Here is a 19490-nt window from a genome sequence, read left to right on the forward strand (position 1 = left end):
TTGGGGGGAACGACCCGTCCAGAATTAGAACACGTTCTCATTTGCCCGGTAGGATGCCGCCCATGGATCGACTCAGTGGGCTGGATGCAAGCTTCCTCTACCTGGAGACTCCCGAGCAGTTGATGCACGTCTGCGGGCTGATCGTGCTCGACCCCGCGACGATCCCCGGCGGCTACTCCTACGCCGGTCTGCGCGACACGTTGCGCGACCGGGTGATCGACGTACCCGAGTTCACCCGGCGGCTGCGACGCGTGCCCCTCGACCTCGACCACCCGGTCTGGGTGGCCGACGACCACTTCGACATCGACCACCACCTGCACCGGCTCACCCTCCCGGCGCCCGGTGGGTACGACGAGCTCGTCGAGCTGTGCGGACATCTCGCCGGCCAGACCATGAACCGCAGCCGCCCGCTGTGGGAGATGTGGGTCATCGAGGGGTACGGCGACCGGGTCGTGGTGTTCTCCAAGATGCACCACGCCACCGTGGACGGTGCCTCGGGCTCCAACCTGATCTCGCACCTGTGCAGCCTCGAGCCCGACCAGCCGCCGCCGACGCAGGAGCGACCCGTCCCGCCGCCGCGCAGCCCGGGTGGGCTGGAGCTCTTCGGGCGCGGCGTGCTCAACAACGCGACCAAGCCGTTCGCGATCACCCGGCTCCTCCAACCCTCCGCGCAGCTGGTCTCCCGGACGGTCGCCCGTGCTCGTGAGGGCACCGCGATGGCCGCACCCTTCACGGCACCGCGCACCTCGTTCAACGGCACCATCACCGGCCACCGAACCATCGGGTTCGCCGACCTCGACCTGGCCGAGGTCAAAGCGGTCAAGGAGGCCACCGGCACGACCGTGAACGACGTCGTGCTGACCCTGGCAGGCGGGGCGCTGCGCGGCTACCTCGAGGGGCGCGGTGAGCTGCCGGACTCGTCGCTGCTGGCCAGCGTCCCGGTCTCGGTGCGGGGCAGGAGTCGGCGGGCCACCGGGGCCAACAAGGTCTCCGCGCTCTTCGCGCGTCTCGGCACCGACCTGGAGGATCCTCTCGAACGCCTCGAGATGATGGCCACCAGCAACCGTCACGCCAAGGACCACCACCAGGCGATCAGCGCCGACGCGCTCCAGGACTGGGCCGAGTTCGCCGCCCCGCGCACCTTCGGCCTGGCCGTGCGGGCGTACGCCGGACTGCGCCTGGCGGAGAAGCATCCCGTCGTGCACAACCTGGTGATCTCGAACGTGCCCGGGCCGCCGATCCCGCTCTACTTCATGGGTGCCCGCATCGACGCGCTCTATCCGCTGGGCCCGGTCTTCCACGGAGCCGGAGTCAACATCACGGTCATGTCGAACAACGGCCGCCTCCACGTCGGCGTGATCGCCTGCTCGGAGTCGATGAAGGACGTCGACGCGCTGGTCTCGCTGTTTCCCGCCGAGCTGGAGAGGTTGCAAGCCGCCCTCGACGGGTCGATCAGTGGGTGAAGTCGCGGGCGCGTGCGGCGGTCGTCGTACACGCTTCGAGCAGGCGGGGCACGAACGACTCGGCCTCGAGCACGCAGGCCGCGTGACCGGCCTCGATCTCGTGGATTGTGGCGCCCTTGATGCGCCGGGCCAGGTCGACCTGCCGATCGGGAGGGATCACCTTGTCGTGCCGCGTCACCACCACCGCGGTCGGCACGTCGATGCGGCCCAGCCACGGACGCGAATGGTGCCGGCCCAGAGCGGCCACGGCCTGGCCGACCGCCCAAGGGCTGGTGGAGGTGAACTCGGCAAGTGCCCAGTCATGGATGTCGGTCCGGCCGAGATCGAGGGCACGACCCGCGGCGCGCGCCGCAGCTGAGCCGATCCTCGAGCGGGAGACACCGCGCAGCCCGGACATGGTCAGACCCATCGACTCGTGGAATGCGCGCTCTGCCACTGTCGACCGGAAGCGATCGGTGCTCGCGCAGAGCACCAGCCCGTCGACCCGATCGGGGTGTTGTCGCCACATCCGCTGGGCCACGATCGAGCCCATCGAGAAACCGGCGAACACGGCGCGCTCCATGCCGAGCACGTCGAGCAGTGCGGCGACGTCGTCCGCACAGTCGCGCAGCGAGAACTCCTCGGACTGGATGCCGCGGCCGTGCCAGCGCAGGTCGAGGGTGACCACACGGAACCTCTCCGCCAGCGCCGGGATGGAGGGATACCAGGTGAGCAGGCCGGTCGTCCCGACGGCATGCAGCAGGACGATCGTGGGCGAGTGGGGGTGCGGTCCCGGGGTGTCGGTGACGAACGTGGAGCCGCGACCGGGCAGCTCGACCATGCGGCCCTCGGGAATCGGGGCCCATGGCAGGTGGACCAGATTGCGCAGCAACCGGCCAGCGGTGGTGAACATGCGAGCTCTCCCGTCCTGGACTGGAACAGGTTACAGTTTTGCGTCGGAGGGTGCGTGGAGGCCACGCCCGCTCTTCCGCCGGCTGAGAGACGAGCGCCAGCGGGCACTGCCCTTTTCGGTGGTTGAGGAGCGAGCGCCAGCGAGCGTCTCGAAACCACCCCAGAAAGTACTTCGAGATAGTTTCTCCGGGCCCTTGACCACCGAAGCCAAGGCCACCGACTGGCGGGCCGAACGACGCAAACGCCTCGCTCACCGGTTGTGGTCCTCACCCGGTTCCTGAACCCTTCCGTGGTGGCTGACGGCTCCCGATCCTCGTCTCGGGGACCAGTAGCCACCAACGAAGCATTCACCGGCGCCAGTGTGGTTTCGAGACGGCGCTGGCGCGCCTCCTCAACCATCGAGGGAACGCGGGGCGTCCTCAACCACCGAGAGGGCGTTCAGCGGTAGCCGAGGGCTTCGCGCGGGGCTCACCACGACGCGGAGCTACCGCTGAAGGAGCGCCCGGGCACGGAATCGGGGTTTCTGACAGCCGCAGCAGACGTCGTCAACCACCGAAGAGCAGGCCGCCCGTTTCAGCCGCCGGTGGATCGGGCGAGGCGGAAGGCGGCCTGCACCAGGGTGAGATGGCTGAACGCCTGCGGGAAGTTGCCGGCCATCCGGTGGTTGTCCGCGTCGTACTCCTCCGACATGAGGCCCACGTCGTTGGCCAGGCCGGCCAGCTTGTCGAAGAGCGCGTGGGCATCGTCGAGCCGTCCCGCCGCGGTGTACGCCGAGACGAGCCAGAACGAGCACGCCAGGAACGGGTGCTCGTCGCCGGAGAGACCGTCGACGCCCGACTGTGTGCGGTAGCGCAGCAGCAGGCCGTCGCGCATGAGGTCGTGCTCGATCGCCTCGATGGTGCCCAGCATCCGGGGGTCGTCGCCCTCGATGAACCCGACCAGCGGCAGCACCAGGAGCGACGCGTCGACCTCGGTGGTGTCGAAGTGCTGGGTGAAGCTGTTGCGCTCGGTGTTGAACCCGCGGGTCATCACCTCCTCGCGCACGGCGTCACGGATCCGGCGCCATTCGTCGACCGGGGCCGGCACGTCGTACTGCTCGACGGCACGGATGCCGCGGTCGAACGCCGCCCACACCATCACCCGCGAATGCGTGAAGTGGCGCAGCGGCCCACGGATCTCCCACAGTCCGTTGTCCGGCTCCTGCCAGTCGGTAGCGAGGGCGTCGACCAGTGCCCGTTGGAGCGCCCACGAGTCCTGGTTGAACGGAAGCCCGGCCTGGCGGGCCAGGTCGAGCGCGACCATGACCTCGCCGAGCACGTCGGTCTGGCGCTGGTCGACGGCGCCGTTGCCGATGCGGACCGGACGCGAGTCGGCGTACCCGGGAAGGTGGTCGAGCTCGCGCTCGGGCAGCTGCCGGGCCCCGTCGACGGTGTACATGATCTGGAGGTCCTCGGGGTCACCGGCCACGGCGCGGAGCAACCAGTCGCGCCAGAGGTTCGCCTCGTCGGTGTAGCCGGCGGTCACCAGCGCCTCCAGGGTCAGCGAGGCGTCGCGCAACCAGCAGAACCGGTAGTCCCAGTTGCGCTCGCCGCCGAAGTCCTCGGGCAGTGACGTGGTCGGGGCCGCGACGATGCCGCCGGTGTGCTCGTGGGTGAGCAGGCGGAGGGTGACGAGTGAACGCAACACCAGCTCGCGGTGGGGGATGTCCGCGCGGCAGCGCGCGGCCCACGACGCGCTCTCCTCGATGGTCTCCTGGATGCGGGCAGGCTCGATGATCGAGGTCGGCAGGTCGGTCCAGGACGGGACCCACGTCGTCGACCAGGTCAGCTCGTCACCCTCGTCGACGTCGAACTCGTCGGCGTGTCGATGGTCGACCGCACGCGGGAGCCGCGGCCCGCGCAGCACCAGCTTGTCGGGGCCGGCGATGGCGACGATCACGGGGTCGCCCCCGAGGTGCGTCCGGTGCACCCACGGTCGCACCTTCCCGTAGTCGGTGCGCACCACCCACTCGTGGCGCATCCGCACGCTGCCACGCACGCCGGTGATGCGGCGTACGACGTCCGCGCGGCGGTCACCGATCGGCATCACGTCCAGCATCGTGACCACGCCCGACTCGGTGGTGAACGTGGTCTCCAGGGCGGCCGAGTGGCCGACGTACTCCCGGGTCGTCTCGTAGGGATCGACCGGTTCGAACTGCCAGTGACCGTGCTCCTCAGTGCCGAGCAGCGCCGCGAAGCAGGCCGAGGAGTCGAAGCGGGGCAGGCACAACCAGTCGATCGAGCCGTTGCGGCCGACCAGGGCCGCCGTGTGCCGATCGCCGAGCAGGGCGTAGTCCTCAATCGGTTGCGAAGCCATGCATGTCAAGGTAGCGGCATGACAGCAGCGGATCCGGTCGCGGCGGCCCGTGTGGCGCTGGCCCTCCTCGACGCGCGCGGCGAGACCCTGGCCACCGCCGAGTCGCTGACTGGCGGGCTCATCGGCGGCACGCTCACCGCGATCCCCGGCTCGTCGAGCGTGTACGTCGGCGGCGTCGTGTCCTACGCGACCCGGGTCAAGGCGGACGTGCTCGGTGTGCCGCAGCAGGTCATCGACGACGAGGGCGTGGTCTCACGGGCCTGCGCGCTGGCGATGGCACACGGCGTACGTCGGGTGCTCGGTGTCGACTGGGGTGTCGCGACCACCGGTGTGGCCGGTCCGGACGCCCAGGACGGGATCCCCGCGGGCACGGTCTGGGTGGCGGTCAGCGGCCCCGACGGCGACCTCGCCGAACGACTGGAGCTGACCGGCGGCCGTGAGACGGTGCGCCGCGTCACCTGCCTGAGGGCCCTCGAGCTGGTGGCCGAATTTCAGCCCTCGGCGTAGTCGGGGCGCGGAAGAAAAGGTGAACGGGTAGCGTTGTGCCCATCAACGGAGAGAGGACAGACCCATGGTGCTGTTTCGTCGGCTGCTCGGCGAGGTGCTGCGTTCGCAGCGCATGCGACGTGGACTGACCCTGCGCGAGGTCTCCGCGGAGGCCCGGGTGAGCCTCGGCTACATCTCCGAGATCGAACGTGGCCAGAAGGAAGCGTCCTCGGAGCTGCTCGCCTCGTTGTGCAACGCCCTCGACGTGCCGCTCTCCGACGTGCTCAGCGACGTGAGCGACGCCGTGGCCCGTGAGGAGCGCGCCCTCGAGATCGCCACCACCCCGATTCCGGTCGTGCGCCGCACCGGCGACGTGGTCGCCTCCGCGGCCTGACCCCTCACCTCTGGCAGGACGGGCACCAGAAGCTCGGGCGCTCTTGCCCGGCCGGCCCCAACATGCCGGTCTGCACGGTCGTGCCGCAGCGCTGGCACGGTTGCTCGGCGCGGCCGTAGACCCAGTGCTGGTGCCCGTGCCGCGTGTTGCCGGTGGTGGTCTGCGTGCGACGTCCCTTGTTGGCCTCGAGCATTGCCTTGGCGCGCCCGACCAGGCGTTCCAGGTTGTCGACCTGACGAACCGGGGTGCCGGGCAGCACACCGGAGAGGAAGCACAGCTCGTTCTCGTAGAGGTTGCCGATGCCGGCCAGGTTGCGTTGGTCGAGCAGCGCCTCGCCGATCGGACGGTCCCTGTCCCTGCGGAGCCGGCGTACGGCCTCGTCGGGGTTCCAGTCGTCGCCGAGCAGGTCGGGGCCGAGGTGTCCGACGGCGTCGACCTCGCGGTCGCGGGTGAGCAGCTCGAGGATGCCGAGCGAGAAGCCGACCGCGATCCAGCGCGGTGTGCGCAGCACCACCCGGGCCTGGTCGACCGGCCGTTGCCAGCGGGTCTCGGCCCGATAGAGGTGCCAGGCACCCTCCATGCGCAGGTGCGAGTGCAGGGTGTGGTCGTCGCCGATGCGGGTGAGCAGGTGCTTGCCGCGGGAGATCGTCCCGTTGACCAGCTTCCCGGTGAGGTCGACCTCTGCCAGTTGGGGGACCCGGAAGTCGCTCAGGGTGATGCGGGCACCGGTGAGTGCCTTGTCGAGTGCCTGGGCCGTTCGCCAGACGGTGTCGCCCTCAGGCACGGATTCTCAACCCTCTCGGTGTGGTCACGAAACCCGCTTCGGCCAGGGCGGCACGCAACGGTGATCCGGCGTCGCCCCGCCCGAGGAGGGGTGCGCCGTCGGCCTTCTCGACCGTCAGCCGACCCAGTGTGCCCCGGCGTACGGCGTCTCCCAGTGCGGCACACGCCGGGCCGAGCAGGTCGGGCGAGTCGCTGAAGGTGAGCAGGGTGCGTCCACCGCGCTCGACGTAGAGGGTCAGTGCGCCGTCGACGAGCACGACCATGGCGCCCGCCTTGCGGCCGGGTCGGTGGCCAGCAGCCCCCTTCTCCGAGCGCTCGCCGTCGGTGGAGACCACCGGCCAGGGCAGGGCTGCGCCGAACGGGTTGGCCGGGTCGGTGGCCGCCAGGGCCACCGCGGTCGGCTTCTGTCCCGTGGGCAGCTCGACGTGGGTGCGGAGCCGGTCGACGGCGCCGGCGGCCCCGAACTGTGCAGCGCCGAGGCCGGCCACGAAGTAGCCGCGTCGGCAGCGCCCCGACTCCTCGAACGCGGAGAGCACCTTGTAGACCCCGGCGAAGCCTCCGGGCACGCGCTCGCTCATCACCGCGCCCCGGGTGACCACGCCGTGTCGTTCGAGCAGGGCCTCCGCGGTCGCGTGGGCACGACGGGTGGGGTCGGTGTCGATGGCCGGCAGCAGCGCCCAGCGGCCGGCTGTCTCGGGCGGGCCGGTGCGCGAGGGCATGGCCGCGCGCCCTCGCGCGGGGGCGACCCGGGCGCGGGGCGGCGTACGGCGACTGCGGTGGGCGGAGGTTCCCGACCGGGTGAGCGCACGTAGTGGCGCGAGGGTGTCGTTGGTCAGGTGGCCTGCCCACACGAGGTCCCAGAGCGCGGCGTTGAGCTCGGCGTCGTTCGTCGAGTCGACGGCCTGGCCGAGCTGCCGGAAGAAGTAGGCGCCGCCGGGTGCCAACGCCTCGAGCACCGCGCGATGGAGGTCGCCGAGGTCGGCCGCGGCGGGCTCGGGCAAGGTCAGGGGAGCCTGGTCGGCGAGGTGCACCGCGACCCAGCCGTCGCTGCCGGGGAGTGCCCCATGGCCGGACCACACCACCTCACCAGCCGCGGTGAGCTCGTCGAGCATCGCCGGCTCGTAGTCGCTGACCCGAGCCGCCAGGACGAGGGGTTCGAGCGCCGAGGCGGGCACCGGGCAACCGGCCAGCTGGTCGACCGCGGCGAGCACCCCGTCGACGCCGCGCAGTGCACCGCGGGCGCGGCCGGTGACGTGCTGCCACGGCGGCAGGAAGCGGCCCAGCGCCTCGGGATCGACCGGCTCGACCTCCTTGCGCAGGCGAGCAAGCGAGCGACGTCGGAGACGGCGCAGGACCTCGGCGTCGCACCACTCGTCGCCACTGCCGGCGGGCCGGAACTCGCCCTCGAGCACCCGGCCCGACGCAGCCAGGCGGAGCAGCGTCTGCCGGGCCACGGCGACACCGAGACCGAGTCGCGTGGCGACCTCGGCGGTCGTGAAGGGACCGTGGCTGCGGGCGTAGCGGCCGACCAGGTCACCCAGCGGGTCGTCGACCGGTTCGGTGAAGGCGTCGGGCGTGCCCTGCGGGACCGGCACACCGAGTCCGTCACGCAGGCGGGCGATGTCTTCGACAGCACACCAGCGCTCGTCGCCGCCCATGCGCACCACGGCCACACGGCGTACGTCGGCCAGGCCGGTCAGCCACGCGGCGGCATCGGCGCCCTCGACACTCCGCTCGGCGACCTCGGCTGTCGACAGGGGCCCGAGCAGCCGGAGCAGGTCGGCCACTCCCTCGGCATCGCGCGCCCGGCGATCGGGCGCGAGGCGTTGCAGCTCGGCCTCGACCTCGAGCAGCACCTCGGGGTCGAGCAGCTCGCGCAGCTCGGCGCGCCCCAGCAGCTCGGCCAGCAGTCCCTGGTCGAGACTGAGCGCTGCGGCCCGGCGTTCGGCGATGGGGGAGTCGCCCTCGTAGACGAACTGGGCGACGTAGCCGAACAGCAGGCTGCGGGCGTAGGGAGACGGCTGCTGCGTCGCGACGTCGACGACCCGCACCTCACGACGATCGACCCGGCCCATGAGCGCGACGAGGCCGGGCAGGTCGTAGACGTCCTGGAGCACCTCGCGCACGGCCTCGAGGACGATCGGGAACGAGGGGTACTTCGACGCGACCTCGAGCAGCTGCGCCGAGCGCTGCCGTTGCTGCCACAACGGCGAGCGCCGACCCGGGTCGCGGCGCGGCAGGAGGAGTGCCCGGGCCGCGCACTCACGGAACCGGCTGGCGAAGAGTGCCGACCCACCGACCTCGCCCGTGACCAGGTCGTCGATCTCGTCGGCCTCGAACACCACGACCTCACCGCCGGGCGGCTCGGCGTCGGTGTCGGGGATGCGCAGCACGATGCCGTCGTCGCTGGCCACAGCGGACGCCTCCACGCCGTACCTCTCGCGCAGGCGGGTGTTGATCGCCAGCGCCCACGGGGCATGCACCGGCGTGCCGTAGGGGGAGTGCACCACCAGCCGCCAGTCGCCGAGCTCGTCGCGGAACCGCTCGACCACGATGGTGCGATCACTGGGCAGCACGTTGGTGGCCTCGCGCTGCTCGGCGAGATAGGTGACCAGGTTGTCGGCGGCCCAGTCGTCGAGCCCCAGCTCCCGGGCGTGTGCCCCGGCCTTCACGGCGTCGAGGGACGACAGCTCACGGGTGAAGGCACCGACCGCCTCGCCGAGCTCGGCGGGCCGGCCGAGGGTGTCGCCCTTCCAGAACGGCAGCCGCCCCGGCACCCCGGGCGCCGGTGTGACCAGCACCCGGTCGTGGGTGATGTCCTCGATGCGCCAGCTGGTCGCGCCGAGTGCGAACACGTCGCCGACGCGTGACTCGTAGACCATCTCCTCGTCGAGCTCGCCGACCCGGTTCGCCTTCTCTCCCACCAGGAAGACGCCGAACAGGCCGCGGTCGGGGATGGTTCCGCCGCTGGTGACGGCCAGGCGTTGGGCGCCGGGACGGCCGGTCAGCTGGCCGGTCACCCTGTCCCACACGATGCGCGGCCGCAGCTCGGCGAACTCGTCGCTCGGGTAGCGCCCGCTGAGCAGGTCGAGTGTGGCGTCGTAGGCGCTGCGCGGCAGCTTGCTGAACGACGCGCTGCGACAGACCAGGGCGTAGAGCTCGTCGACGTCCCACGCGTCGAGTGCGGTCGCCGAGACGACGTGCTGGGCGAGCACGTCGAGGGGGTTGGCGGGGATGCGCAGGGACTCGATCGCTCCGCTGCGCATGCGTTGTACGGCGACCGCGGTCTGCGCCAGGTCTCCACGGTGCTTGGGGAACAGCACGCCTCGGGACACCTCGCCGACCTGGTGCCCGGCCCGGCCCACGCGCTGCAGGGCGCTGGCCACACTGGGCGGCGACTCGATCTGGATGACCAGGTCGACCGCGCCCATGTCGATGCCGAGCTCGAGGCTGCTGGTGGCCACGACGGCGGGGAGCCGGCCGCGCTTGAGGTCGTCTTCGATGATGCCGCGTTGTTCCTTGGAGACCGACCCGTGGTGGGCCTTCGCGATGAGGGGGGCGGCACCTTCGCTGGCGCCGGACTGGGCCATGATCTGGGCTGGCGGCTTGCCGTCGCCGGCCACCACCTGGCCGGCCCGCTCGGCGGCGATCTCGTTGAGGCGGGCGGTGAGGCGCTCGGCCAGACGGCGCGAGTTGGCGAACACGATCGTCGAGCGGTGTTGCTCGATCAGGTCGACCACGCGCTCCTCGACGTGCGGCCAGATCGAGGCGTTGCGCGGTGCGGCGGAAGCCGGACCCTCGAACTGCTCGTCGAGTGGCTGGCCGATCTCGGCCATGTCCTCGACCGGGACCACGACGCGGAGGTCCCACGCCTTCGACGACGGTGGCGCGACGATCTCGACCGGTGCGGTGCCGCCGAGGAAGCGGGCCACCTCGTCGAGGGGCCGCACCGTCGCGGAGAGGCCGATGCGTTGGGCGGGCCGGTCGAGGAGCGCGTCGAGCCGCTCGAGCGAGAGCGCCAGGTGGGCGCCGCGCTTGGTGCCGGCCACGGCATGCACCTCGTCGACGATCACGGTCTCGACGCCGCGCAACGACTCGCGGGCCTGCGAGGTGAGCATCAGGAACAGCGACTCCGGTGTCGTGATCATGATGTCGGGCGGGGTGGTCTGGAAGCGCCTGCGGTCGGCCGGGCTCGTGTCACCCGAGCGCAGGCCGATGGTCACGTCACGGGCGGTCTCACCGAGCCGGTCGGCGGTGTGCCGGATGCCGGCCAGGGGTGCGCGCAGGTTGCGCTCGACGTCGACCGCGAGGGCCTTCAACGGGGAGACGTAGAGGACCCGGCAGCGGCGCAGCTTGTCGGCCGGCGGTGGAGTGGTGACCAGTCGGTCGATGGACCACAGGAACGCGGAGAGCGTCTTGCCCGAGCCGGTCGGTGCGACCACGAGGGAGTGGCGCCCGGCACCGATCGCCTGCCAGGCGCCGACCTGTGCGGGGGTCGGCTCGGCGAAGGCGGCCTCGAACCAGGCACGCGTCGGTGCACTGAACTCCTCGAGGGCCATTCAGCCATCTTCCCCCATGCCACCGACAACCGCCCGAGTAACGCGGGGTTACGGTCGCTCCACACGTGTTGTGACACGGGTGAACCGACCACGGCACCGCACAAGTGCGGCCGAAGCTCTCAGTCGAGCAGGGGAGCGGTGAGGCGTCCGCCGACGTACGTCGCGGCGACCGACATCGAGCGCAGGTGGGCGCCGATCGCCGAGCTGTCACCGACGTCCGCCAGCGGGTCGGCGTCGAGCAGCACCAGGTCGCCGGGGTGTCCGGTCGCGACCGTGCCCCAGCCGTCGGTCGATGCGGCCAGTGCCTCACGCGCGGTCAGCGCCTGTGACGCGTTCCACGGCTCCCGTTCGTCGCCGCTGCGGTGGACCGCGGCCGACATCGCCAGCCACGGGTCGAGCGGAGCCACCGGCGCATCGGAGCCGAGGTGCAGTCGGGTGCCCGCGTCGTACATCCAGCGCAGGGCGAAACAGCGGTCGAGACGGTCGGCCCAGCAGTGCTCGGACACGTCGCGGTCGTCGAGCAGGTGGGCCGGTTGCACGCTGGCCCGCAGCCCCGACGCCGCGAGGAGTGGGACGTCGACCGGGTCGAGCAGCTGGGCGTGCTCGATCGACCCGCGCGCGCCGGTGGCACCGAAGCCGAGCAGCGCCTCGTGCACCGCGGCGTCACCGATCGCGTGCACCGCCACCTCGAGCCCGCCGGCGTGGGCACGGCGCATCAGCTCGTGCATCTCCTCGACGCTCTGGTTGGCGTAGCCGAACGGGTGGATCAGGTCCTCACCGTTCGTGTAGGGCATGCAGCACCACGCCGTACGAGTGTTCAGGGAGCCGTCGGAGATGATCTTCAGCGGGCCCATCACGCCCATGCTCGTGCCCGGCAGCGGGTCGCCGCTGCGCAGGCCGGCCGAGAGTACGGCGTCCAGGCCGGAGGCGTACGTCGCCATGCGGATGCGCAGCAGGTCGGCACCCTCGGCCCAGCGTTGGGCCCACTCCTCTGCGCCGCCGCTGAACTCGAAGTCGACGACGCCGACGACTCCGCGTGCGGCGGCCTCGGCCTCGACGGTGCGATAGGCGGCGGGAGTGGCCTCCTGACCCACCACCTCCTCGAGCCGTCCGTAGGCCTCGAACCACTCCGACTCACGGACCACGTCGTGGCGGGCGGGCAGGCCCAGTGCGCGCAGGGCCGCCGAGTTGAGCCACGCGTGGTGCGCGTCGCCGCTGATCAGCACGATGGGCGTGGTCTCCGAGACCGCGTCGAGCTCGGCGACCGTGGGCTTGCGCGGCCAGGTGGCCGAGCGGTGCCCGAACCCGACAAGGGGCTTGTCGGGCCACACGGACAGGCGTTCCTGCACGAAGAACGTGACCTCCTCGGGCGACCGCGCGGTCGACAGGTCGAGGCGGCCACTGGTCATCGCCACCTGGCCGAGGTGCACGTGGTGGTCCCACAGGCCCGGCACGATCCAGCGTCCGTCGGCGTCGTGCACACGGGCGTCGTCGACATCGGGCAGGTCGGCGCCCACCCGTCGTACGACGCCGTCCTCGACGTGTACGTCGATCGGGTCAGCGGGAGGAGCCTCACCGACGCCGAGCGGCACCGGGAAGACGTTGCGGATCAGCAGCGGTTCCATGCGCCGACACTAGGTGAGTCGACTCCCGAAATCTCATCGGGTCACGCGTCGTGTGGGGCGACTCACTACATGGAGGAGCCCTGCCCGAGCACGTTGCCGTGCGCATCGAGGACGCGGTAGTCCGCGTCGACCAGCCCGCCCGAGCCGGGGTCCTTGAGCACGAAGGCGTAGTTGCCGTCGTTGACCGGGACGGAGAACGTGGCGCCGGTGGCCAGGGTGACCTCGATCGAGCGGGCGTCGCGCGGCATCACTCCGGCAGCCGTGTAGTAGCTGGCGTTCTCCTTGGTCAGCGACTTGTTGTCGGGTCCGGACGTCGTCCCGGAGAAGGCGACCTGGTAGCTGCGCGGCAGTGCCCCGCCGGCCTCGGTGACGGCCGCGTCCGAGGTGAGCGGGGTGAGGGTGCAGGTCCAGTGCTCGCCGTCCTTGACGAGCAGGGCCGACATGATCAGGCCGGCGTCGTCGACGGCAGCCACGGTGGCTCCCCGGAGGTCGGGAGTGAGGGCGGGTGAGGGAGCCTCGACGACTTCTCCCGACTCCGGGTCGAACGACGAAGGCGGGAGGAACATCTCACTGCACACCTCGGCGATGCGCGCGGGCTGGTCCGCCGCGGGGTCCAGGTCGGCGAACGTGACCGGCTTGTTCTCGGAGCCCTGCTCCGGGATGGCGCACAGCACCGGGTTTCCGGAGTTCAGGGCGTTCAGCGCGACGATGTCTCCGACGGCGTAGTCACGCTCATGGGACACCATCCAGTCCTTGGCAGTGAGCTTCCGGGTGTCGGGATACATCGGGTAGTCGTCGTACTTGGCCAGTTGTGGCAGGCAGCGCCGGATGATCTCGTCGTGGGCGAGCGGCTTCTCCTCGGCCTGCACTGCGGAGTGGGGCAACTTGTCGCCGGCGGTCGGCACCGGCTCGCCGTCAGGAAGGGCGGCCCGCACACCGAGGGAGGTGCCGACCACGGCCGCCGCGGTGACCAGTGCTGCGCCGGCGATGCGGGTGCGGTGCCGGCTGCGGCCGGCACGGGCGCGACCGAGCAGGTCGTCGAGGTCGGTCTTCAGTGGCTGGCCGGTGTCGTCGGCGGCCTGCCGGAGCCTGTCGTGGAGTGGATCGTTCATCGCCTGGGTCCTGTCTCTACGTCATCCGTCGCGAGGAGCGGCCGCAGCGCACGCAGGGCGTCGGAGGTCTGGCTCTTCACCGTTCCCTCGGAGCACCCCAGTGCGGCAGCCGTCTCCGCGACGGACAACTGGTGGTAGTAGCGCAGGACGACGCACGCGCGCCGTCTCGGGGTTAGCTCGGACAGGGCCCGCACCATCGCGTCGCGTTCGACGATGCCGCCGTCGGGGGCAGGGATGCCCGCGACGTGGTGGTCGTCGATGTCGACCGACCGCTCCCGGCGCACGGGGCGCCGGGAGTCGTCGATGAGGATGCGGATCGTGGTGCGCCGTGCGTAGGCGAGCAGGCCTTCCCGCCTCTCGACACGGTGCCACGAGCGATAGACCCGGATCAGGGCCTCCTGTGCGGCGTCCTCGGCCCTGTGCCAGTCGGAGCACATGAGGTACGCCGTACGCCGGAGGTCGGCGAGTGACGCCACGGCGAAGGCCGTGAACTCCTCGTCGTACGCCCTGGCCATCCAGATCTCCTTGCAACTGTCGTCGTCACCCTTGAGACGAGGCCCGTGGCGATTCGGTTGGTCACCCGCGGAAAACGTGGGTCTGTCGCGGGTCGATCCGTGACTGACTCCATGGTCCACCCTGCCGGTCTGGGGTGCCTCGGTAGCGTGGGCGGCATGAAGCTTCCCGCCGCTGATCGTGTCCCCACCGCACCCCTGGCCGCACTGGGCCTGCTGGGCGGCTACCTCGTCGCCCGGGAGACCGGCGTACGCCCGCTCGGTGGTGCCGTGCTGGGTGGCGCGGGGCTTCTCGCCGGGCGCAGCTGGTTGGCCAAGGGCGGCCCGGCCACGACGGCCGCTCTCTCGGCGATCTACCTCGGCGGCTTCGGGGCCTCGCACCCGCTGGCGAAGAAGGTCGGCGCCTGGCCGGCCGTGATCGGTGCCGCAGCCGTGTCGGCCGGCGCCTCACACGTGCTGTCCGACCGACGCTGAGCGGCAGCCTGGTCAGGGCAGGTTGACCAACATCCGTTGGTACCACGCGACGTCGATCCACTGCTCGAACTTCCAGCCCACCTCGCGCAGCTGCCCGGTCTTCTCGAAGCCGCACGCGACGTGCAGTGCCTCGCTCGCCGGGTTCGGCAGGGCGACCAGGGCCACCGCGGTGTGCACCCCGGAGACCGCCATGGTCTCGAGCAGGGCGGGGTAGAGCATGCGGCCGACGCCCTTGCCGCGCACGGACTCGTCGAGGTAGATCGAGGTCTCGCGGGTGGTGTCGTACGCCGGGCGGGGTCGGTAGGACGCCGAGTAGGCGTAGCCCACGACGCTGTCGTCCCGGTCGACGGCCACGAGCAGGTGGTCGCCGGGGTGGTCGCCGTCGAGGCGGGCCCGCCAGTAGTCAAGGTCGGGTGGTTCCATGTCGAACGTCGCGTGAGAGGTGTCGACCGCGTGGGAGTAGATCGCCGCGATGTCGTGCAGATCGCGCTCTCGTGCGGACCGTGTGGAGTACTCACCCATCCGCCCATGATCGCAGGTGGGCCGTGCGACAGAATGGCCGCGTGGCGATCGAACCCGACATCAAGGACTGGACCTGGGTCCTCGACGAGCCCTGCCCGGAGTGCGGTTTCGACAGTGCAGGCGTCGACGTGGAGTCCCTGGGTGCCTCCGTGCGCACCAACGCCGAGGGCTGGCGGGTCGTGCTCTCCGACGATGCTCCAGCGCTGTCGCGACGGCCGTCCGAGTCGGTCTGGTCTCCCTTGGAGTACGCCTGCCACGTGCGCGACGTGCACCTCGTGTTCGGTGGGCGGCTCCGCTCGATGCTCGGCGAGGACGACCCGCTCTTCACCAACTGGGACCAGGACGAGGCCGCCGTGGACGGCGACTACCTCGCCCAGGAGCCGACGCGGGTCTCTCGCGAACTGGTCGCAGCGGCCGATGCGGTCGCCGCGACGTACGACGCGGTCGCGGGGGAGCAGTGGGACCGCACCGGACGCCGCAGCAACGGCTCGTTCTTCACGGTCGCCTCGATCGGTCGCTACCACCTGCACGACGTCGTCCATCACCTCCACGACGTCGGGCACGACGCGCGGCTGGCCACGGTCGCGGCGTACGACGCGCATGCGGCTGCCTACGCGTCGGCCTCGGCGGCGATGCCCGACAACGTGGCCGACGAGATCGCCTGGTTCTCCGATGCTGTCGCCTCGGCCACCGGAGCCGGCGGACGGGTGCTCGAGATCGGCACCGGCGGTGGACGCGACGCACTGGCCCTGGAAGCCGCCGGAGTTCGCGTGCGCCGCACCGACGTCTCGTCGCGTTTCGTCGACCTGTTGCGCGACGCCGGGCACGAGGCCGAGCGGATCGACCCGCTCGTCGACGACCTGGCCGACCACGTGACGGGTCTGCCGTACGACGGGGTGTGGGCCCACGCCAGCCTGCTGCACGTCGCGCGCGACGACTTCCCCCAGGTCGTACGCCGACTCGCGGAGGCCACCCGCGTCGGCGGCACCCTGCACGTCGCGCTGAAGGAGGGCGACGGCGATGCCTGGTCGACGCACGGCACCATCGAGGCACCGCGTCACTTCGTGTTCTGGCGGGAGGCGCCTCTGCGTTCCGTGCTGGAGGACGCCGGCTGGCGCGTCGACGAGGTGCGCCACCAGGACGGTGGCGGCCAGCCCTGGCTCATCGTGCGGGGGCGTCGGCGATGAGGCACACGGAGTTCTGGAGCCGCATGGAGCGGGCGCTGGGCAGCGGTTACGCGCGCTCGTGGGCCGAGCAGCACGTGATCGGCGAGCTGGGTTCGCGCACCGTGGTCGAGGCGTTGTCGGCGGGGGAGTCGCCCAAACAGGTCTGGGAAGCGGTCTGGCGCACGCTCGACCTGCCGTTGCGCGACAAGTGAAAAGCTCCGATCACCTGTTCGATTCCCCGCCTGCGTGTCGCGCTTGATCGAACGTCTGTTCGGGCTAGTGTGAACGTCGTCGGCCGGGGTTCTCCACAGCCCTGCAGGTGGTCGGCACCCATTGTCGGTGGCCCGGTCTAACGTCCGGGACAACACATCGACCACAGACTCGACAAGGACGGACCATCATGGCTGGAGACCGCGACAAGGCGCTCGACGCAGCACTCGCCAACATTGAGAAGAGCTTCGGCAAGGGCTCGGTGATGCGCCTCGGCGACGAGACCCGCGCACCCCTCGAAGTCATCCCGACCGGGTCGATCGCGCTCGACGTCGCGCTGGGCCTCGGTGGCCTCCCACGCGGCCGGGTCGTCGAGATCTACGGCCCCGAGTCCTCCGGTAAGACCACGGTCGCCCTGCACGCGGTGGCCAGCGCCCAGGCGGGTGGCGGCATCGTGGCGTTCATCGACGCAGAGCACGCGCTCGACCCCGAATACGCCAAGAACCTCGGCGTCGACACCGACGCGCTGCTGGTCTCCCAGCCCGACTCCGGTGAGCAGGCGCTCGAGATCGCCGACATGCTGATCCGTTCCGGCGCGCTCGACCTGATCGTGATCGACTCGGTGGCCGCGCTCGTGCCGCGGGCCGAGATCGAGGGCGAGATGGGCGACAGCCACGTCGGCCTCCAGGCCCGCCTCATGAGCCAGGCGCTGCGCAAGATGACCGGTGCGTTGAACAACTCCAACACGACCGCGATCTTCATCAACCAGCTCCGCGAGAAGATCGGCGTCATGTTCGGCTCGCCAGAGACCACCACCGGTGGCCGGGCGCTGAAGTTCTACTCCTCCGTGCGCCTCGACGTGCGCCGCATCGAGACGCTCAAGGACGGCACCGACATGGTCGGAAACCGCACCCGCGTCAAGGTCGTCAAGAACAAGGTCGCCCCGCCGTTCAAGCAGGCAGAGTTCGACATCATGTACGGCAAGGGCATCAGCCGCGAGGGTGGCCTGATCGACGTCGGCGTCGAGGCCGGCCTGGTCCGCAAGGCCGGCGCCTGGTACACCTACGAGGGCGACCAGCTCGGCCAGGGCAAGGAGAACGCCCGCACCTTCCTCAAGGACAACCCCGACCTGGCCAACGAGCTGGAGAAGAAGATCCTCGAGACGCTGGGTGTCGGTCCGAAGGTCGACGAGCCCGTTGCGGAGCCGACCAACATCGACTTCTGATGGTCGGTCCCGGCCCTTCGAGCGCGGGGCCGCCGCCCGAGTGGGCGGTGGCGCCCGAGGGCGAGCGGGCTCTCGAGCCGGATCGCCAGGAGCAGCCCGCCTGGCAGGGTGACGTGGGCGACGGGGTCGAGGCGTGGCTGCGCGCCGTGGCCGCCGGCGAGATCACCGCGTCCCCGGACGCGGAACCGCCCGGCGGCACGGAACGGCCCGGCGGCACGGAACGGCACCGAGGTGCGGGGCGGCCGCGGGGCACCAAGCGGTCCCGCCGTGCCGGGCAGTCGAACGGCCAGGAGCAGACCGCGAGTGGACTGGCCCCCGATGACGACGGGTCGGGCGACGAGGCAGACCACGAGGCGGTGGCCCGCAAGATCCTGCTCGACCAGCTCACCGGGCAGGCTCGCAGCCGCAAGGAGCTCGCCGACCGTCTGGCGAAGAAGAACGTCCCCGACGAGATCGCCGGCGCGCTCCTCGACCGGTTCGAAGAGGTCGGCCTGATCGACGACGAGGCCTTCGCCCGCTCCTGGATCGCCTCGCGCCAGCCAGGCAAGGGGTTGGCCCGTCGTGCCCTGGCCCAGGAGCTGCGCCGCAAGGGCATCGACGACCTCGTCGCCCGGGAGGCCCTCGACGAGATCGACCCCGACGACGAGGACGACGCGGCCCGGCGCCTGGTCCGCAAGAAGCTGCGCACCATGCAGGGCCTCGATCGGGTCAAGGCGACCCGGCGGCTGGTCGGCATGCTGGCCCGCAAGGGCTACCCGCCGGGCATGGCGTTCTCCGTCGTCCGCGACGAGCTCGCCGCCGCCGACCAGGTCGACGTCGACGATGACGACCCGGTCGGTGAAACTCCCCGCGACTGGTGAGTCAGATCGAGACCCCGTACGCCTCGTCGTAGAAGGCCGCACGAATGTAGGCCGGCTTGAGGTAGGCGAAGCCGTCGTCACCCCACGAGGTGCCCCAGCTGTTGCGGGCGATGAAGCGGCCGTCGCTGCGGTAGCCCACGATCGCGATCGCGTGGCCGCCGCGCACGGTGTTCGGCTTGAACGTGTCCACCTTGCCGTTCGTGGCGGTGGCGTTGTCCCACGACTCGTCGACCAGGAAGGCGGCCAGGATCGGTCCCTGCTCGGCCAGCCAGGTCTTCCAGTGGGTCAGGTTCAGCCGCAGGTTGTAGTACGCCGAGATCTTGCGGCGGGCGCAGCTGGCGTAGAAGACGTTCTCGCGTCCGGGGAACATCGTCGCGCCGAGGTGGAAGGGCAGGTCCTTCTCGCGGGCCACACCCTGCTTGCGGGCCACGTCCAGGGCGGCCTTGAGCGACGTACCGGCCTCCTCGATGAAGCTCTGTGGCCGTGTCGTGAACTCGTCGGTCTCCTTGGAGGCCATCCACACGTGCCGTGCCGAGAGCTGCAGCGTCTTGGTGGCCTTCCTGGCCTTGACGAGGTGCCAGCGGGCGACGCCGTCGGCGGTGGCCCATCCGACGCAGGACCCTGTTGACTCCTGGTCGTGGATGCCCCACCAGGACTCACGAAGGTCGACGCTGGCGGGCAGGGCGGCGGGGGCGCCGAGGGCTCCGGCGTCGCGGGAGTCGTCGAAGTTCCAGTCCGCGGTCGTGCCGGTCGAGGGCAGCACGTTGCAGACGAAGTGATCGGTGTCGGGGTTGGTGGTCATACCGCAGAGGAGGACGGCCACGCTCGGCCTGATACCGACTGATGGCCTAGC

17 protein-coding genes are annotated in these 19490 nt (G+C 70.9%); 8 read left to right on the top strand and 9 right to left on the bottom strand.

The window, feature by feature from the left end; all coding sequences use genetic code 11:
• The first annotated feature begins 62 nt into the window (after positions 1-62).
• On the top strand, positions 63-1463 hold the full coding sequence (locus tag ASD66_RS10865) for a WS/DGAT/MGAT family O-acyltransferase (protein WP_056890944.1): 1401 nt from the start codon (positions 63-65) through the stop codon (positions 1461-1463).
• On the opposite strand, the gene ASD66_RS10870 is transcribed toward ASD66_RS10865, so the two are convergent.
• Together ASD66_RS10870 and ASD66_RS10875 are read right to left on the bottom strand one after the other, a co-directional pair.
• Positions 1453-2355: an alpha/beta fold hydrolase gene (locus tag ASD66_RS10870; RefSeq protein ID WP_056890945.1), complete on the bottom strand. Its 903-nt coding sequence runs from the start codon at positions 2353-2355 to the stop codon at positions 1453-1455. The two genes, ASD66_RS10865 and ASD66_RS10870, sit on opposite strands and share 11 nt — an antisense overlap.
• A gap of 572 nt (positions 2356-2927) precedes the next feature.
• On the bottom strand, positions 2928-4709 hold the full coding sequence (locus tag ASD66_RS10875) for a glycoside hydrolase family 15 protein (RefSeq protein WP_056890946.1): 1782 nt from the start codon (positions 4707-4709) through the stop codon (positions 2928-2930).
• An 18-nt stretch (positions 4710-4727) separates the two neighbouring features.
• On the opposite strand from ASD66_RS10875, the gene ASD66_RS10880 reads away from it, so the two are divergent.
• Positions 4728-5216: a CinA family protein gene (locus ASD66_RS10880; RefSeq protein WP_056890947.1), complete on the top strand. Its 489-nt coding sequence runs from the start codon at positions 4728-4730 to the stop codon at positions 5214-5216.
• A 64-nt stretch (positions 5217-5280) separates the two neighbouring features.
• The gene (locus tag ASD66_RS10885) at positions 5281-5589 is read left to right on the top strand and encodes a helix-turn-helix domain-containing protein (RefSeq protein WP_056677259.1); all 309 of its coding nucleotides are present in this window, start codon (positions 5281-5283) and stop codon (positions 5587-5589) included.
• A 4-nt stretch (positions 5590-5593) separates the two neighbouring features.
• On the opposite strand, the gene ASD66_RS10890 is transcribed toward ASD66_RS10885, so the two are convergent.
• The 5 genes from ASD66_RS10890 to ASD66_RS10910 form a co-directional block, all read right to left on the bottom strand.
• Positions 5594-6373, bottom strand: a complete 780-nt coding sequence (locus ASD66_RS10890) for a DNA-formamidopyrimidine glycosylase family protein (protein WP_056677264.1) — start codon at positions 6371-6373, stop codon at positions 5594-5596.
• Complete coding sequence (locus ASD66_RS10895) at positions 6366-10931, bottom strand: ATP-dependent helicase (protein ID WP_056890948.1); 4566 nt, start codon at positions 10929-10931, stop codon at positions 6366-6368. The genes ASD66_RS10890 and ASD66_RS10895 overlap by 8 nt, the downstream gene beginning before the upstream one ends.
• A gap of 119 nt (positions 10932-11050) precedes the next feature.
• Positions 11051-12556 (bottom strand): amidohydrolase, encoded by a 1506-nt coding sequence (locus ASD66_RS10900; protein WP_056890949.1) that lies wholly within the window; start codon positions 12554-12556, stop codon positions 11051-11053.
• 65 nt (positions 12557-12621) lie between these two features.
• Positions 12622-13668, bottom strand: a complete 1047-nt coding sequence (locus tag ASD66_RS10905) for a hypothetical protein (protein ID WP_056890950.1) — start codon at positions 13666-13668, stop codon at positions 12622-12624.
• A complete protein-coding gene (locus ASD66_RS10910; RefSeq protein ID WP_056677277.1) occupies positions 13665-14183 on the bottom strand; it encodes a SigE family RNA polymerase sigma factor in 519 nt (172 codons plus the stop codon). The genes ASD66_RS10905 and ASD66_RS10910 overlap by 4 nt, the downstream gene beginning before the upstream one ends.
• 156 nt (positions 14184-14339) lie before the next feature.
• Between ASD66_RS10910 and ASD66_RS10915 the strand changes: the two genes are divergently transcribed.
• A complete protein-coding gene (locus ASD66_RS10915) occupies positions 14340-14654 on the top strand; it encodes a hypothetical protein (RefSeq protein WP_056890951.1) in 315 nt (104 codons plus the stop codon).
• A gap of 12 nt (positions 14655-14666) precedes the next feature.
• Here ASD66_RS10915 and ASD66_RS10920 read toward each other — a convergent pair whose 3' ends face one another.
• Positions 14667-15176 (bottom strand): GNAT family N-acetyltransferase, encoded by a 510-nt coding sequence (locus ASD66_RS10920; protein WP_056677285.1) that lies wholly within the window; start codon positions 15174-15176, stop codon positions 14667-14669.
• Between the two features lie 41 nt (positions 15177-15217).
• Here ASD66_RS10920 and ASD66_RS24940 point away from each other — a divergent pair, with 41 nt between their 5' ends.
• The 4 genes from ASD66_RS24940 to ASD66_RS10945 all read left to right on the top strand — a co-directional run bounded on the left by ASD66_RS24940 (position 15218) and on the right by ASD66_RS10945 (position 18637).
• Positions 15218-16363 (top strand): class I SAM-dependent methyltransferase, encoded by a 1146-nt coding sequence (locus ASD66_RS24940; RefSeq protein ID WP_235530049.1) that lies wholly within the window; start codon positions 15218-15220, stop codon positions 16361-16363.
• Entirely contained in the window at positions 16360-16554 is a 195-nt protein-coding gene (locus tag ASD66_RS10935) for a DUF3046 domain-containing protein (protein WP_056677288.1), read from the top strand. Before ASD66_RS24940 ends, ASD66_RS10935 begins: the two co-directional genes overlap by 4 nt.
• 188 nt (positions 16555-16742) lie before the next feature.
• Complete coding sequence (gene recA, locus ASD66_RS10940; RefSeq protein WP_056677294.1) at positions 16743-17777, top strand: recombinase RecA; 1035 nt, start codon at positions 16743-16745, stop codon at positions 17775-17777.
• A complete protein-coding gene (locus ASD66_RS10945; protein ID WP_082599444.1) occupies positions 17777-18637 on the top strand; it encodes a regulatory protein RecX in 861 nt (286 codons plus the stop codon). The genes recA and ASD66_RS10945 overlap by 1 nt, the downstream gene beginning before the upstream one ends.
• A gap of 1 nt (position 18638) precedes the next feature.
• On the opposite strand, the gene ASD66_RS10950 is transcribed toward ASD66_RS10945, so the two are convergent.
• Positions 18639-19439, bottom strand: a complete 801-nt coding sequence (locus tag ASD66_RS10950) for a C1 family peptidase (RefSeq protein ID WP_082599445.1) — start codon at positions 19437-19439, stop codon at positions 18639-18641.
• Positions 19440-19490: the final 51 nt, after the last annotated feature.

The sequence above is a fragment of the Nocardioides sp. Root151 genome (assembly GCF_001427925.1).
GTDB lineage: Bacteria > Actinomycetota > Actinomycetes > Propionibacteriales > Nocardioidaceae > Nocardioides.

Bases quoted from the DNA above. Each gene is read 5' to 3' on its own strand.
- ASD66_RS10915 (WP_056890951.1), top strand. From the start codon at position 14,340: ATGAAGCTTCCCGCCGCTGATCGTGTCCCCACCGCACCCCTGGCCGCA.
- ASD66_RS10870 (WP_056890945.1), bottom strand. From the start codon at position 2,355: ATGTTCACCACCGCTGGCCGGTTGCTGCGCAATCTGGTCCACCTGCCA.
- ASD66_RS10935 (WP_056677288.1), top strand. From the start codon at position 16,360: ATGAGGCACACGGAGTTCTGGAGCCGCATGGAGCGGGCGCTGGGCAGC.
- ASD66_RS10910 (WP_056677277.1), bottom strand. From the start codon at position 14,183: ATGGCCAGGGCGTACGACGAGGAGTTCACGGCCTTCGCCGTGGCGTCA.
- ASD66_RS10875 (WP_056890946.1), bottom strand. From the start codon at position 4,709: ATGGCTTCGCAACCGATTGAGGACTACGCCCTGCTCGGCGATCGGCAC.
- ASD66_RS10945 (WP_082599444.1), top strand. From the start codon at position 17,777: ATGGTCGGTCCCGGCCCTTCGAGCGCGGGGCCGCCGCCCGAGTGGGCG.
- ASD66_RS10885 (WP_056677259.1), top strand. From the start codon at position 5,281: ATGGTGCTGTTTCGTCGGCTGCTCGGCGAGGTGCTGCGTTCGCAGCGC.
- ASD66_RS10920 (WP_056677285.1), bottom strand. From the start codon at position 15,176: ATGGGTGAGTACTCCACACGGTCCGCACGAGAGCGCGATCTGCACGAC.
- ASD66_RS10900 (WP_056890949.1), bottom strand. From the start codon at position 12,556: ATGGAACCGCTGCTGATCCGCAACGTCTTCCCGGTGCCGCTCGGCGTC.
- recA (WP_056677294.1), top strand. From the start codon at position 16,743: ATGGCTGGAGACCGCGACAAGGCGCTCGACGCAGCACTCGCCAACATT.
- ASD66_RS10865 (WP_056890944.1), top strand. From the start codon at position 63: ATGGATCGACTCAGTGGGCTGGATGCAAGCTTCCTCTACCTGGAGACT.
- ASD66_RS10880 (WP_056890947.1), top strand. From the start codon at position 4,728: ATGACAGCAGCGGATCCGGTCGCGGCGGCCCGTGTGGCGCTGGCCCTC.
- ASD66_RS10895 (WP_056890948.1), bottom strand. From the start codon at position 10,931: ATGGCCCTCGAGGAGTTCAGTGCACCGACGCGTGCCTGGTTCGAGGCC.
- ASD66_RS10950 (WP_082599445.1), bottom strand. From the start codon at position 19,439: ATGACCACCAACCCCGACACCGATCACTTCGTCTGCAACGTGCTGCCC.
- ASD66_RS10905 (WP_056890950.1), bottom strand. From the start codon at position 13,668: ATGAACGATCCACTCCACGACAGGCTCCGGCAGGCCGCCGACGACACC.